The organism is Desulfosporosinus sp. BICA1-9 (assembly GCF_000802135.1).
Genome location: NZ_JUEE01000232.1, coordinates 1 through 14,321, shown reverse-complemented (window position 1 = coordinate 14,321; position 14,321 = coordinate 1). Strand labels below are relative to the sequence as shown.

General features: G+C 42.4%; 12 protein-coding genes and 1 pseudogene. 4 read left to right on the top strand and 9 right to left on the bottom strand.

Annotated elements, in window-relative coordinates:
• A partial coding sequence (locus JL57_RS28665) for an AAA family ATPase (RefSeq protein ID WP_034145299.1) occupies positions 1–2,831 on the bottom strand: 2,831 nt, incomplete at its 3' end.
• Entirely contained in the window at positions 2,828–4,159 is a 1,332-nt protein-coding gene (gene sbcD / locus JL57_RS28660; protein ID WP_034145298.1) for an exonuclease subunit SbcD, read from the bottom strand. The genes JL57_RS28665 and sbcD, both read right to left, overlap by 4 nt.
• Before the next feature lie 261 nt (positions 4,160–4,420).
• Between sbcD and JL57_RS28655 the strand changes: the two genes are divergently transcribed.
• Positions 4,421–4,840, top strand: a complete 420-nt coding sequence (locus tag JL57_RS28655) for a VOC family protein (protein WP_034145297.1) — start codon at positions 4,421–4,423, stop codon at positions 4,838–4,840.
• A gap of 319 nt (positions 4,841–5,159) precedes the next feature.
• Here the strand turns inward: JL57_RS28655 and JL57_RS28650 are convergent, their stop codons facing one another.
• The 7 genes from JL57_RS28650 to JL57_RS28630 all read right to left on the bottom strand — a co-directional run bounded on the left by JL57_RS28650 (position 5,160) and on the right by JL57_RS28630 (position 12,033).
• Positions 5,160–5,855, bottom strand: coding sequence for a CDGSH iron-sulfur domain-containing protein (locus tag JL57_RS28650; RefSeq protein ID WP_291300709.1), 696 nt, complete (start codon positions 5,853–5,855; stop codon positions 5,160–5,162).
• Positions 5,856–5,929: 74 nt separating this feature from the next.
• Positions 5,930–6,094: a hypothetical protein gene (locus JL57_RS35880; protein ID WP_291300708.1), complete on the bottom strand. Its 165-nt coding sequence runs from the start codon at positions 6,092–6,094 to the stop codon at positions 5,930–5,932.
• Between the two features lie 576 nt (positions 6,095–6,670).
• On the bottom strand, positions 6,671–6,838 hold the full coding sequence (locus tag JL57_RS35875; RefSeq protein ID WP_291300707.1) for a FeoB-associated Cys-rich membrane protein: 168 nt from the start codon (positions 6,836–6,838) through the stop codon (positions 6,671–6,673).
• Positions 6,835–8,844: a ferrous iron transporter B gene (locus JL57_RS28645; RefSeq protein WP_034145295.1), complete on the bottom strand. Its 2,010-nt coding sequence runs from the start codon at positions 8,842–8,844 to the stop codon at positions 6,835–6,837. The genes JL57_RS35875 and JL57_RS28645 overlap by 4 nt, the downstream gene beginning before the upstream one ends.
• A 77-nt stretch (positions 8,845–8,921) precedes the next feature.
• The gene (locus tag JL57_RS28640) at positions 8,922–9,137 is read right to left on the bottom strand and encodes a FeoA family protein (RefSeq protein ID WP_034145294.1); all 216 of its coding nucleotides are present in this window, start codon (positions 9,135–9,137) and stop codon (positions 8,922–8,924) included.
• 487 nt (positions 9,138–9,624) lie between these two features.
• Positions 9,625–11,499 carry a heavy metal translocating P-type ATPase gene (locus JL57_RS28635; RefSeq protein ID WP_034145293.1) on the bottom strand — a complete coding sequence of 625 codons (1,875 nt, stop codon included), beginning with the start codon at positions 11,497–11,499 and terminating at the stop codon, positions 9,625–9,627.
• Between the two features lie 114 nt (positions 11,500–11,613).
• A complete protein-coding gene (locus JL57_RS28630) occupies positions 11,614–12,033 on the bottom strand; it encodes a MarR family winged helix-turn-helix transcriptional regulator (RefSeq protein WP_034145292.1) in 420 nt (139 codons plus the stop codon).
• A gap of 1,204 nt (positions 12,034–13,237) precedes the next feature.
• Here JL57_RS28630 and JL57_RS28625 point away from each other — a divergent pair.
• From JL57_RS28625 to JL57_RS28615, 3 genes and pseudogenes are all read left to right on the top strand, one after another.
• Positions 13,238–13,489: a type II toxin-antitoxin system RelE/ParE family toxin gene (locus tag JL57_RS28625; RefSeq protein ID WP_291300706.1), complete on the top strand. Its 252-nt coding sequence runs from the start codon at positions 13,238–13,240 to the stop codon at positions 13,487–13,489.
• Between the two features lie 20 nt (positions 13,490–13,509).
• Positions 13,510–13,818 (top strand): helix-turn-helix domain-containing protein, encoded by a 309-nt coding sequence (locus JL57_RS28620; RefSeq protein ID WP_034145291.1) that lies wholly within the window; start codon positions 13,510–13,512, stop codon positions 13,816–13,818.
• A gap of 242 nt (positions 13,819–14,060) precedes the next feature.
• A pseudogene (locus JL57_RS28615) lies at positions 14,061–14,285 on the top strand (DUF3102 domain-containing protein); the annotation flags it as partial.
• Between the last annotated feature and the right edge of the window lie 36 nt (positions 14,286–14,321).

The window sequence follows — 14,321 nt, the reverse complement described above, 5'->3', positions numbered from 1 at the left end:
GCACTATCACATAACGCACTATGAGCTGCAGCCACTGACGGAAAGTGTGCTGCTTGGAGACCCAGTTCTAGTTTGCGCCGGGCACCTTCAAGCCCTTCTCTTGAAAGATCTAACGTTTTTCGGTTAACTGCTAGGGTTTGCTCAGCTTGAGTCCATAACCCTTTGCTTTGCTCATAGCTATATTTAAGCTTTTCCTCTGTCTCTATAACAAGAGCCAACTCATTTTTAACCAGCTCAATGAGTTCTCGCGCTGGCTTCCCCTCAGTTAGAACATCCCATTTGTTCTTAATCTCTACAAGATCCCGAGCAGCTTCACTTCCGACTGTTTTGAGATTCTCTAGTTCCAGTTCGCATTGGTTTTTCTCTGCACTGAGCCGCTGATAAGCCTCATCCGATTCTTTCAAACCCATTTCAAGAACCGACAATTCCTGGTTTAAACGTCTTGTAGCCTGATCCCAACTTGTGTATTGTTGCTGTAACGACAAGATTTCCGTCAGATCAATTTCTCCACGTACAGTATCTAAGCGTTCTTTTCTCAGGATTTGTTCTTTGAGCAATTGGTTGAGCTGATTACGAATCTCTCCTCCAACACCCTCGACAGCAGCAATTTGAGCATTCGTGCTATGCCGCTTTTTTCCCACTTCAGCCAGCTGGCGCTGGACTTCTCCCAGCTTGCGATTCCCTTTCTCTAGTTCAGATTTCCATTGGTTTAAGGTTAGGCGATCCTTCGTCAATTGCGATTCTTGCTCTATTAGTTGGGACTTTAAATCCTGTACAGCCAGATTGCGATCCAGCAGGGAAAGCTCTTCTCGAGCCTTGAGAATCACTTGTTCTTTTGCTTTAATGAGGTTTAGCTGGTTTTGTTCGAGCTCTCGTTTAGATAAGAGCTGGGCCTTGGCTACTGCCAAGGCTGTAATGCTCTCAGTAAGTTTTTCCTCCAAAATCTGGATTTCCCGAGAGGCCTGATCTAGTTCTTCCCTCGCCTTGTATAAGATGGAGTCATCTAAGCCCTGAGCAGGTTTTGGGTGGTGAAGTGAGCCACATACGGGGCAGGTTTCTCCCTCCACAAGATCCTCGCTGATTAGCCCCGCAAGATTCTTTTGTTCTAGCCCTTTGACTTCAACCGATTTCTTCTCTATCTCTGATCTCGCTTCCTGGACGCTCGTCAAAATTCTAGATTGTTCATCTTCCCTGCTTTCAAGCTCAACTTGGACCTTTTGGCAATCCGCGGAGAAGATTTGCAGGCGTTCTTGTTCGTGGGTCACATCCTGCTCGGCCCGCTCTATATTGGCAATCCTATGCCGATAACGTTCTAAGTCCTGAGCTCGCTCACTCAAGCTATCCTCTTGAACCGGCGGATCTTGTTGCCTTCTGTCCAAAGACTCTGTCAATTGTTCTACTATTCCCTGGGCAGCATGTACCTCAATCACAAAGGTCTGCAGGGTTAAATGCCATTCTTTTATTTGAGACGAATTCTTCTCGAGATCTCTTTGCAATCCTTCCACTTGTTTAGAAATTATCTCTAGGGCTTCTAGAGCTTGGGCGGCTGAAATAACCTTTGCTCTTTGCTCCGGCTCTACAGAGAGTTTTGTTAGTTGGGTTTTCAGGGTAAGCTGTTGTTTTTGAGTTTCTGCTCTTTTATTGACAAGAACCTGGATCGTTTGTTCCAAATTCTTGCGAACTCGATCCAGATTTCCATAGTTTAGACGCGTTGCGCTTAACCGTTCTTGTCGCGCTTGGATATCGTTTTCTAAGCCTTTAGCTTGTTCAAGTTGTTCTAATCGGCGCAGACAACGAGGCTCAGCTTCTAATCGTCTTTTGTGTTCCTCAGACCACTTCTCCTCTGAAGTAACCTTTTCAATTCTAGCCGTGATCAGTCTCCTGTCCGAAGTTTCAACTTGATCCTTAGCCACTTTGAATCGTTCCTCTGTAACGCTGATTTCTTCTAAAATTGAACGGATCGATTCGGCCCGTTCAGCCATACTTAAGCGCTCAGCTATTATATCCATCTTTGGTTGTTCGGATGCCAGTTGGATCTCTTTGCTTTCAATTTGTTGTAACTGTTCTTGAAGGCTCCATAGTTCCTGAGCATGATCATACTCTTTCCTGAGGTTTTCTAATTCCTTGGCAATCTTACCTAAGCTTACAATTGCAGACTGATATTCAGCTTCCGCCTCTTTAAGCCGCTCTGCAGAAGCATCTCCTAAACCCTGTTGCCGTTGTTCCACCCCGTTTAAGGTGAATTTGGCCTTCTCCAGTTGGTCAGCTAGTCGAGTGGAAAGTTCCCTACCGTAGGCTTCGAGGGAAAACAGCCTTTCCAACATCAAACGCCGATCTTTGGGCTTTATCGTCAAAAACTCAGCAAATTTCCCTTGGGGAAGAACAACCGCTCGGGTGAAATCTTCCACTGTTAGACCTAGCACATCCTCTATTTTCTTTGTCATCTCATCTGCCTTGGAGGCCAGAACAGTTTCGACGCCATCGTCGATTTCCACCAGACGACAGGTTGAAGCTTTGACTGTACGTGCCCCGGAGCGTCGATAAGCGCGTTCTGCTCGATAGGACTTCCGTTGATTTCCCGTAGACAAGGTAAACATATACTCCACCGTGAGTTGCTCTTCCGCATAGTTCAGAATTCCCTGGGTATTATTGGCCGCTCGTTCGACCGTCCCGTAGAGCGCAAGCGTAATGGCATCAAGAATTGTTGATTTTCCACTTCCTGTGGAACCAAAAATTCCAAACACGCCGGTTTCACATAATCTTGAAAAGTCGATCTCCTGAACTTCCCTGAAACTGTTCAAGCCCGCGATCTTTAGTCGAATGGGTTTCATGCCGTCTCACCTTCCTCAGCTCTGTCCATCAGACTCCGAAATTCTGACTCAGGATAGTCTTGTTCGAGAGGATCGATCGCAGCGCTTCCCGCGCAACTCCCTCCGCCTTTACTAGGGTCAATTAAAGATAAGAACAAAGAGATTAATTCTTCCTCCGGTTCAGCTCCTCCCGTTCTATCTTGATAGAACTTACGGAAAAGTTCATGGATCGGCATCTTTGATCGGGCTTCCGCGACAATCTGTTCCGTCTCAGGGAAAATAGGGCGAATATTCACAAGACGTTCCCGCTGCTGGCGAAGAGAGTGGATATCTTGCGGATGCAGTGCATTGGCTACATTAACTTCTAAATCAATCCAAGCATGGAGATCCTTACCCGCATCGATCCAATGTTGCACCTGAGCCAGACCTTCCTTGGCCTGCCATTTCACCAACGGGTAACCCGAACTCAGGAAAATCTCCCGAGTTTCTACCGCTTGTCTAGGCTGAGCCTCCACGAGGATTACGGATTTGGCATAACCCGATTCGGAAAAGCTATACGCGAGCGGCGAACCGGAGTAACGGATCGGTGCAACCGCTCCTTTGACAGCCTGAGCACGATGTAAATGTCCAAGTGCAACATATTGAGCGCCGAAGGGCATCGCCTCTGCCTCAACAGTCGGGGCACCTCCCAATTCGATGGGACGCTCTGACTCAGATTTCATACCCCCTCTCACAAAGAGGTGGCTTACCCCAAGGTTGATTGCATCCGGACGAAAGTACTGCCCAAACGAGTTAAATAACTGTTGTACGCGCTTTGAGTATTCCTGGCGCAGGATTTCCTCATCTAGGCTTTCACTTAATACCTCATTGAGCCGAGACTCAGAAGGATAGGGCAGCATAGCCACGATAGCTGGATCTGGGCAACTGGGAATATGTAATTCCGCCCACCCCAGACCTGCCGCAACCCTTACGACTCTTCCTTGATTTGGCTGCACCAGTAGACTCGGGGTGAGGATTTGTTTCGGCAGACCATATAAGGTGATCCCATGCCTGACCGCTAAAGGACTGGACGCACACAGCCGTTCGGGATTATCGTGATTCCCAGCAATTGCTACGATCCCTCTCCGACCCTCATTCGACAGCCGATTTAGGGCGTCATAAAAAAGCTCTTCGGCGATGGCAGGCGGATTGACCGTGTCAAAAATGTCCCCTGCTATTAAGACAAGATCGACAGCTTCCTCTACTACAATCTCACAAAGCTCATCGATAAACTTCACTTGTTCTTGAATTCGACTACGCCCTTCGAGCGTTCGTCCCAGGTGCCAATCGGAAGTATGTAAGATTCGCATGGGTATTAACCCCTTTTCCTTTTAATCAATAGTTTCTCATAGTTTCATTATAGAGCATGTCCTAGACAAAAATCTGTGGAGATTATTGGCAGTTCACTTCTTTATACATTGATAGATTTCCCTTTTAGATATAGAATGTCTATTGAACTCATTCAGTAAAACTGAACGAGAACCACCTACTTATAGAAGTCGGATTGTCGGAATTGATTATGTAGCTATCGAACATAATATTGACAAAACATAACGAAAGAAGGCTATTAGATGAGTGATTGGTTAGTGCCGTACCTTGTTTTTAATGGGAATTGCGAAGAAGCAGTCAACTTTTACCAAGGAGTTCTAGGTGGAGAAAGCCAAATCCTGCATTTTAGTGATGCCCCACCCAATCCAGCGTTCCCGGTCCCGGAGGAGATTAAAAACTTCGTTCTGCATGCTGAATTAAGGAAAGATGGTCATGTGATTCGTTTTTCGGACACGTTTCCAAATACACCCTCCAATGCCGGCAATAACATTTCTTTTTCCTTAGAGTTTGATACAAAAGAAGAAACCAAAGCGATGTTTGAAGCCTTATCCGTGGGTGGCAACGTTGAAATGGACTTAAATGAAACGTTCTTTAGCCCACTATACGGTAAGTTTACCGATAAGTTCGGCATAAGGTGGCAGGTTTCCTGTAAGCCTCGATAAATCTAAAGATGGTTATCATTAAGATTTGCTCGTAAGTTTTAGGAACTAAACAGAGTTAGGCACCCCTAAGCAAGGATGATAAATCCTTCTTAGGGGCCCTGTCTTAAGCAAGAGCTAAGCCGGTTCCTCTTTCTTTGGTTGTAAAAAACGGGGTAAAAAGCTGATCATTATACATTGAACAAAATGGCCGTATATAACCTAACACAGACGATAACACAAAAAGGGTAGCGCAAATTAATCTGTCGCTACCCTTTTTGTTCTTAGTTAACTCAAAATACCTTAAAAATAATTCTGAGGTACAAACCTTGATTAAGGATAACTATTCTAACGAGTAGTTATCCTTATAGTTTATGGAAATATGTGTAGCGTCGCAAAATGGTGTATTTCTTGATTTGCCACAGCGGCAAAGAGTTACTCTATTTCTTATTTCATAAGTATGACCATCTGAAGATTCAATGGGAATATTGCCCTTAACAAAAATTGGTCCACTGGCTTCTTTTTCAGGATCCTGAAGTATTTCAATGGAAGGTTCGTATTTAGGTTCAATCGCTTTTCCCGTTTTATCATAGGCAACTAATCTGCCCGCTGGACACTCAGAGGCTGCTATAATTGCATCTTCTCTGTGTTTTGGATTATCGGAGTCTTCGGTAAGTTCCCATACGTTTCCGTCTTCCCTGTGACAAAAACGGGCAAATGCACATCGATTATCATCTAGAAGGTCAAGATCCGGTCCCTCAATCAGTTCTGCTCGGTCATTAAACTTCTCTCTTGACGCCCTCTCAACTCCGTTAAAACCTACTTTTTGATGAGAGCCGTCACAAAAAGGTGCATCTTTTGATTCACCGCAACGGCATAGCGCATATTGTTCAGACTGCCGTAATTTACGTCCATCCTTAAATTCATTTATTTTACCCTTAGAAACTATTATCTTTTCGGACAAAGGAACATTCCCCGTGACTATGTAAGGCCCATTTGCTAATATTCTAAGTTTATACTTCTTTTCATGGTTCATTATGTTTGATATCACCCTTCAATTTATTACGCAGTTCGAATTGGCAATCCGTTAACCATTAAATTTACCTATTACATTCATTCCTTTCGTTCAAATGTAATGTTATCTTCGATGATTTCAGCTACAATAAGTCCCCTGTTAAGCTCTAACAACTTTTCACCGCCCCCTGTAGGAGCCATTGGCGTTGATAACTGAGTTTCATTATCTTCATACAAGAATTCCGGTCCATTGCTGAAATTCATTAATCCATTTAGTTTCGAATTATCCTCTTAAATATAGCAAGCATTTTCCCTTGTTGCAAACATGGTAAAATTTAAACTAGCACTTGCTTTATGAACAAGCAAGTCTATTACATCCGAATCTAAAACCCTAAATAAAACAGATGCTTCCGAGTCCCGAATGATCAACTGCATGAATCTCGTCGTTTTTAACGGCTGATAGTTTTCTCCAACCTGGTCGCTGTGTATAGGGTTCCAACCTTGCCTTTGTTAAATTCTCCAGTGTATGAACTGACTGAGAGAAGTTATATGATACAATAAATGGACACATCCCAACGAAGGAAGACTCTCCCCCCACTGAAGCAGAATAAGAACACCCACTTCTTAGAAGAGGGTGTCTCGAACGTGGATAAAGGCCTATTACTGTAAGTTAAAGGAGAATGATCAATGGAAAAGTTAACATTTACCATGGAAAACTATCTAGGACGCTTGTGCAATTGAGCATGTCATCAGTAAAGACTCAATTTATGCTATGCAAGAGTTTCCAATTGATAGAAAAACCTTCTCCAATACTTAACACATATTGGAGAAGGTTAGCTGCTAGTTAGGTAGCTGCTTATCGGAGCATTCGGAGGATTCGCAGCATCCGGAGGATCCGCTGCAACCAGAACACTTTACACCCTTTTTTTTATCTTTGATGATTTTATTTATGGCAAGTGCAACGAGTGCAGCTACTATAGCAAGAACTATAAAATCTACTGTGCTCATACTTTCACCGACCTCATTCCGGCAGATATTTGTGCGCTTTTACTGCCTTTTCTCATTAAGTAGGCAACATATCCTACTATAATCGCCACAGCGATTAGCCCCCCAATAAATCCTTCACCTAATGTACCCGTAGTTATTAAAGTCCCTACCTGATATACAAGGAAAGCTATTGTATAACCCATACCCATTTGGAAACCAACAGCGCCCCAAAGCCACTTAGACGATTCCAGTTCAGACCTCATGGCACCTATCGCCGCAAAGCATGGTGGTGTAAAGAGGTTAAATACCAGATAAGAAAGTGCGGCTACTGCACTAATACCGAATATCGCACTTACTTCTGCACTGCCGCCAACAAGTGCTAATTCTTCGACATCGATAAAGTTCGTGATACTAAAGCAAACAGCTAATGTTCCAACTACATTTTCCTTGGCGATGAATCCGGTTACTGCCGCTGCTGCAAACTGCCACAGTCCAAAGCCAAGTGGTATAAATAATACCGCTAAGGGCGATGCAATGCTTGCTAATATACTTGTCTCCGGCGCATTCTCTGCAACGACTTGTAATTGCCAGTTGAATGTTTGTAATATTTGAACTACAGCGTTACAAACCAGAATAATTGTACCTGCTTTAATAATGAATGCTTTTGCTCTCATTAACACGGATATGGCTGCTCTCTTTAGACTTGGCCATCTGTATTCAGGAAGCTCCATTATGAAATATGACTTAGAATAATCTCCTGTAATTCTTCTGACAATCAATGCACTTATAATTATTACGATAATCCCAAGGAAGTACATTGAAGTTCCAACCCAGCTATTGTCGTTAAAGAAAACACCGGCGAAAAGCGCAATTATTGGGAGTTTTGCACCACAAGGCATAAATGGGGTTAGCATCGCGGTGGTGCGTCTTTGTCTTTCATTCTTAATGGTTCTTGTTGCCATAACGCCGGGTATACCACAGCCGGTACCAATAATCATAGGGATGATCGATCTACCTGATAATCCAACCTTTTTAAAGAATCTATCCAAAACTATAGCTACACGAGCCATATATCCACTGTCTTCCAAGAGTGCTAAGCAGAAAAATAACACCATAATTAGTGGTAGGAATCCAATGACAGCACCAACACCGCCAATGATACCATCAAGCAGTAAGGCAGCAACGACAGGGTTTACCTCTTCGCCCAGCAGTGAGGCTACACTTTCGTACAACATATCTATCCATCCGACAAAAATATCTGCAAACAATGGTCCAACCCATGTCTGAGAGATCGAAAACACTAGCCAGATTATTGCTACAAAGATCGGAATCCCCAGCCATTTGTGAGCTATTATTCTATCTGCTTTGTCTTGAAAGGTTTGCTTTTCCGAGCTTACCTTTCTTCTCTCGACTTCCGTAACAACATTGTTAATAAACGCATATCGTTTCTTATCAGCTTTTTCAAATTCCTCCTTTGTTGAGGCTTTTTTTATACCTTCAACAATAGGGATTTGCTTTTTGTTTGACTTACCAAGGGTAATTACAGCATCCATCAGTTCAAGCAAACCGTTATTTGTTGATTCTGTCGATACGGTTACGATAACGGGGCATTTCAGCGCATCACTCAATGCCGGAACATCTATAGTGTTGCCCTTCTTATCTGTCAAATCACTCTTATTTAGTGCAATAACGACGGGTATACCCAGTTCTAGTAATTGTGTAGTAAAATACAAACTTCTGCTTATATTTGTTGAGTCAACAATGTTGATGATAACATCAGGCTTTTCGTTTTGGACAAAGTCTCTGGTGACCGACTCTTCACTCGTATATGGCGACATGGAGTATGCGCCGGGTAAGTCTACCACAACCAAGTTTTCATTCCTTGGGTTAAGGCTCTGTTTAACATCACCTTCCTTCTTCTCCACGGTAACTCCGGACCAGTTTCCGACATGCTCGATTTTACCCGTAATAGCATTAAACATTGTGGTTTTTCCGCTATTCGGGTTTCCTGCTAAAGCAATTTTCATGAGCTCCTCCTCCAAATAGTTAGTCTAATCTAACTTTTAATCAGCACTACCCTAATGATAATGATGGAATAAGTAATTTATACCATAATGGCGTTTGCTAAATCCTCGTCTATACTGTACCTTGCATCTTTGATGTTAATGATATAGTTAGATGCCAATTTTGAAATAATAGTTACTTTTTCGCCAGGATAACAACCAAGGGTAAATAGAAATTCACGAATATCTGCATAATCAGTATTAACAGAGTTCACAGTATAAGGCGTATTTAACCTTCCTTTTGATAATGACATCATATATACCTCCTAAATGAGTTAGATTAGGATTATTCACAAAAGTTTACCACTTCTAACTTTAATAATTATTGTTTGTACTATTTTTAGTTACATCTCTTAAGTTTGATTATGATAAGCGTTATCAATTAATCTTAAATATGCTACTCCGGTTGCAGATGTTTTAATGCCCTTTTCCAACCCTTGCCACCTTATCGTTTAATCATCCACTGTTGAGCGAGTCCTTTATTGAGAGATAACCTGAATCTTTTAACACTTATGGTTATGTTCCCGGTTAAAGGCATCGCTTCTTCTTCCAAGATATCTTGATTTATTTTATCGTAATTGATAATGAAAGTCAATACTCTCAAGCCATTTTACTCAAATGGCAAACTGTTTATAATTGCATAAGACAAGAAGCAAGTTAGCTCGCTCTAACTTGCTTCTTGTCTTATGCTTATACAGTGCACGCGGTCAACCCTTACAACTCATTTACGTTGTTTCTTACCTATTACCGCAGTAAGCGTAGGCCACTAGTGATAACGAGGATCGTACTTCCTTCGTGTCCAATCACACCTAGGGGCAAATTAATATTCCCAAAAAAATTAGACAGGACCAGCACGAGAATGACAGCAATGGCAAAGGTAACATTTTGTTTAACCACCCTAGTCGTGCGACGCCCTAAGGTAATGGCGTAAGCGACCTTAGAAATATCATCCGCCATCAGAACTACATTAGCAGTTTCCAGCGCTACATCCGTTCCGGCTGCACCCATAGCGATACCCACAGAAGAAACCGCCAAGGCCGGTGCATCGTTCACGCCGTCTCCGACCATCGCCACCTTGCCATATTCTCCTAACTTTTTTATAAGGTCTACTTTATGTTGGGGCAGCAATTCTGAATAGACTTCGTCAACGCCTACCTGTTCACCTATGATTTGCGCAGTTGTAGAGCTGTCGCCGGTCAACATCACAACCTTAATCCCCATTTGTTTTAGTCTTCTGATCGATTCTTTTGCCTGTGGTCGCAGGGTATCTTGTACCGCTAAAACACCGATTCGTTCGTCTCCCACCTGAACAAAGATTACCGTATTCCCTTGCTCCTCCAGTTTCTGGACAGCCTTCATTTCCTCATCCGATAATTTTTGTCCTTCGGTCAAATCTAGTTTTCCGATTCGATATTCCTGACCGTCCACTATGCCACGCACCCCAAGCCCAGGCACAGCTTCCAGCTTTGAAGCCGAGCAGAGTTGAATATTTTTCTCCTTTGCTTTATGGATTATAGCCTTAGCAATAGGGTGTTCTGACCAGGTTTCTAGGGAGGCTGCGATGCCTAATACCTCATTTTCAGTATAGTTTCCGTAAGGGATCACCTGAGTAATTGTCGGTATTCCCTCGGTGAGAGTCCCGGTTTTGTCAAAGGCTACTACGTTTACATCACCGACAGCCTCTAGATAGGCGCCGCCTTTAAATAAAATGCCGTTTCGTGCTCCATTGGATATCCCGGATAAAATAGCAGGCATGATCGAGGAAACCAGTGCACAGGGCGAAGCTACGACTAGAAAGATCATCGCTTTGTAAATCGTCTCACTCCAAGACCACCCTAAGACAAAGGGTGGCACGACTAAGATCAATAGCGCACAAGTGACTACAATTTTCGCATAAATACGTTCAAACCGCTCCATGAATAATTGACTAGGAGGTCTTTCACTTTGAGCTTCCTGAACAAGATGAATTATTTTAGCAAGCAACGTTGCTTCTGCCGGCTTGGTCATTTCGATGACTAAAGCTCCCTGTCCGTTCATAGTTCCAGCAAAAACTTCGTCCCCTACAGATTTATCCATGGGCATTGATTCTCCCGTAATCGAAGCCTGATTTACAGAAGAATATCCCTCACGTACAAGCCCGTCCGCCGCAATCCGTTCTCCTGGTCTCACCAACAAACGGTCGCCTAGCTGCAATTCTTCAACTCGAACTCGCTTTTCTTGGCTTCCTTGTAATACAATAGCCTCTTCCGGGCGTAGTTTCATAATGGCTTTGATTTCATCATTCGTTCGCTCCAGAGTATACCCTTCTAGTGCACCACTTAGGGAAAAAATCAGTATTAAAATAGCCCCGTCTCTCCAAAATCCGATACTTGCTGCACCAATAGCCGCTACTACCATCAACAAATCGACATCGAAATCTTTTTCTTTAATCAGGGTTTGCAGACCTTCCCAGGCTTTCTGATATCCACCTATGGCGTAAGCCAAAAGGTAGAATGGAACTTCAAGCTCAGAATGACCATATCTGCCAGAATACCAAGCCAGGATAATAAATCCTAAACTGAGGGCTGTAACAATCAACCCTTTATGTCGCGACCAAAGTGAATTCCAAGATGTTCTCATGTCACTGCTCCTCTTAGCTTCTTTTTCATATGACTTAGCTATGTACCCTCTATTTCTCTTATCTTGGATCCATTAGCCATTAATAGATGTCGTTATCCGGAGATTTCCGACGTTCTAAAAAGTTTCTACATTGATCTTTTTCAAGATGTGCAAAAATTGCTTAATTTCATCATCACTCAAAGTAGACGTCATCTGATCTGTCAAGCGCAAATGGTAGTCATGATGTTCCTCAAAGGCCTTCCTTCCTATATCCGTTAAACTGATGAGATTAACGCGTCGATCTTCTTTCGTCGATTCACGACGGGCAAAATTCTTCTTTTCTAAGCGATCCACGGTTACTGTCGTTGTTCCTGTCGTGACTCCCAGTTTCTGAGCCAAACCCTTCATATTCATTGTTTCGTTTTCACCAAGGACCTCTAAGGCATGGGCTTCAGAAACCGTTACCTCACTGGATCGCACGATTGAATTTTCCCAAGAAGAAAACCCATTGAAAAACGCCAAGAGTTCATGGGTCAACTCTTCATTGATCGTCATTAAAACTCCTCCTCCAAAATAGTATGTAATTCATAATGTTTAAATATAATATTGTTTGATATTCAAGATATATGATAACAAAAATACTCTTCGCTGACAAGGGGGTAGCGAAGAGTATTTTGAGACTTGGCCTTCCAGGCAACAGGAGGATATTTTTCAGCTTCGATAGACAAAATGATTCAAAGCCATTGATACTAGCAAAAAGCCAATAACCGTGATATTTCAGTTATTGGAAGGAACATAAGCTTCCACGGGCTGTGTTAACCTTTTGAGGGGGGTTAAAATATTAATAACCCTAATAGGAAATGCTCTAAAACCTCGATGTTTTCAGTACTTTTAAGTATAAAAAAAGCTGAATTTCATGCAAAAACGAGCATGAAAGCCAGCATTAATAAAGTGTCTATTTTATTCCTTTAAAAGGAAGCACCAGTCGTATCGACGGTTTGGGCCTGTAATCTGTCTGCGAAAATCCGTATATCCAAGAGCAAGGTAAATATGTTCGACGCAATCGGCCATATGTTGCATCATAGCTTCTGCAGAACCTTCACCAGTTCCGCTAAGCTAACTGGATTGAACCCATCCGGTACGCCGATGGAATAGTCTCCAAAGGATAAGGTTTCACATAAAAAGGTATTCAGTAAAAAATAAGTAGTGTCGTTATATCACAAATGACACTGCTATTTTCTTAAAACAAGCTATGTCTGAATCAAATTTTAAAGATATACATATTCCTGATCTGTCTAAGTTTAAATTATAGATATGCTCACATCAGAAATAAATAATAACCACGGCTTGAGGACAATTACTATCTTAGTTGTAGTTTTGGGCATCAAATATCAATCGATAAACAAGGACAGATGTTAGAGCTTAATTAAACGTGCCAATCTTGAGAACTTCCATAAAAAACTCAAGTAAGGTCTGCATAGTTACGTCGCATTGCTTACTCAAACTTTTAAAAAAATTGCTAGAACTGAAAGCATCCCAACCTAGAAAAGTAGAACCAAGTTGTTAAAAAAAACCTTGTAATACATCAAATATGATTTATAATAAGATTAAAGGTAAAACATCAAACATGATGTATAATTCTCAAAACAAGGGGCCAAAATATGAATGTTTACCGATATGCCACGCAGGGAGGAAAAGACTTAATCGCTGATTACTTAAAAGCCTTCCAAAGGATGAACAAGCAGAAGGTCAACTCATTATGACAGAACTCGAACAAAAGGGACTTGATTATTTAAAAGAGACCCTTGATACACGTCAGATTGAAAAAAAGCTCTGGGAAATAAAATTCCCAAGAAAGAACCGATTTTTTTATATTATTGCCGATGCAGACAACTTTTATATCGTCCATGCCTGTCGAAAGCAAAAAGGAAAAGCTGAAAAAATCGAGCTAGATAAGGCCAAACAACGCGCTAAGGAAATCGGAAAGGAACTAGGAAGAATTTTCGTTTAACTTAGAAGGGGGAATAAAAAATGCCATTCGTAAAGGTCAATATTCAAGATGAAACAGAAAAATTTAAAAAAGAGGATCCGGAATTTGCAAGAGAATATGCGGTAATCGAGGCCGAGTATGAACTCATTAAAATGGCCGTAGAAATGCGGAAACAGCTCGGAGTGACCCAACCCGAAATTGCTCAGGAGTCCGGACTTTCCCAGCAGGCCGTTTCAAGACTTGAAAAGGTTGGTCATTCCCCAACACTTCGAAACTTTCTGAAATATTTATCAGGAATGGGTATTGAAATTGAGCTAAAAAAAAAGCTCTGGAAAAGGACGAGCGCCTAGTCGTATAAATATTCACTAAAGGTGGAAAATGCCAGCCCAAAAATGTGGCTGGCATTTTTGTTTACACATCTTAAAGTAAACTTCGATGTCCCAGCGTAAACCATAAATGCGAATTATCTCTTCCTCGGTTATCTCAATTTCCGTTGATAACAATGATTTGATAGGTTTATACCCAAGCCTTCACCATCCGAAGCCCGTCTACGTATGCTGTAATTAAAGCTACCAAAAAGGCGGGAATCAAAATGAATGAACCCATCACTGAACGTACGCCGCAAGGCATCGCGGCCGAGATTAATAGGATCAAACAACAGACTTGTAAAATCATGCTTACCAATGCCCTCGAGGTCGGCAAGCGCCTGAAGGAGGCCAAGGCCTTGCTCCCGCATGGAGAATGGGGAAAATGGTTGGTCGAATCGGTGAGCTATTCCCAGCGCACAGCCAACAGGCTGATGCAGCTCTTTGAAGAATAGGGAGATAAACTGTTCGCTTCCACCGATGACGGC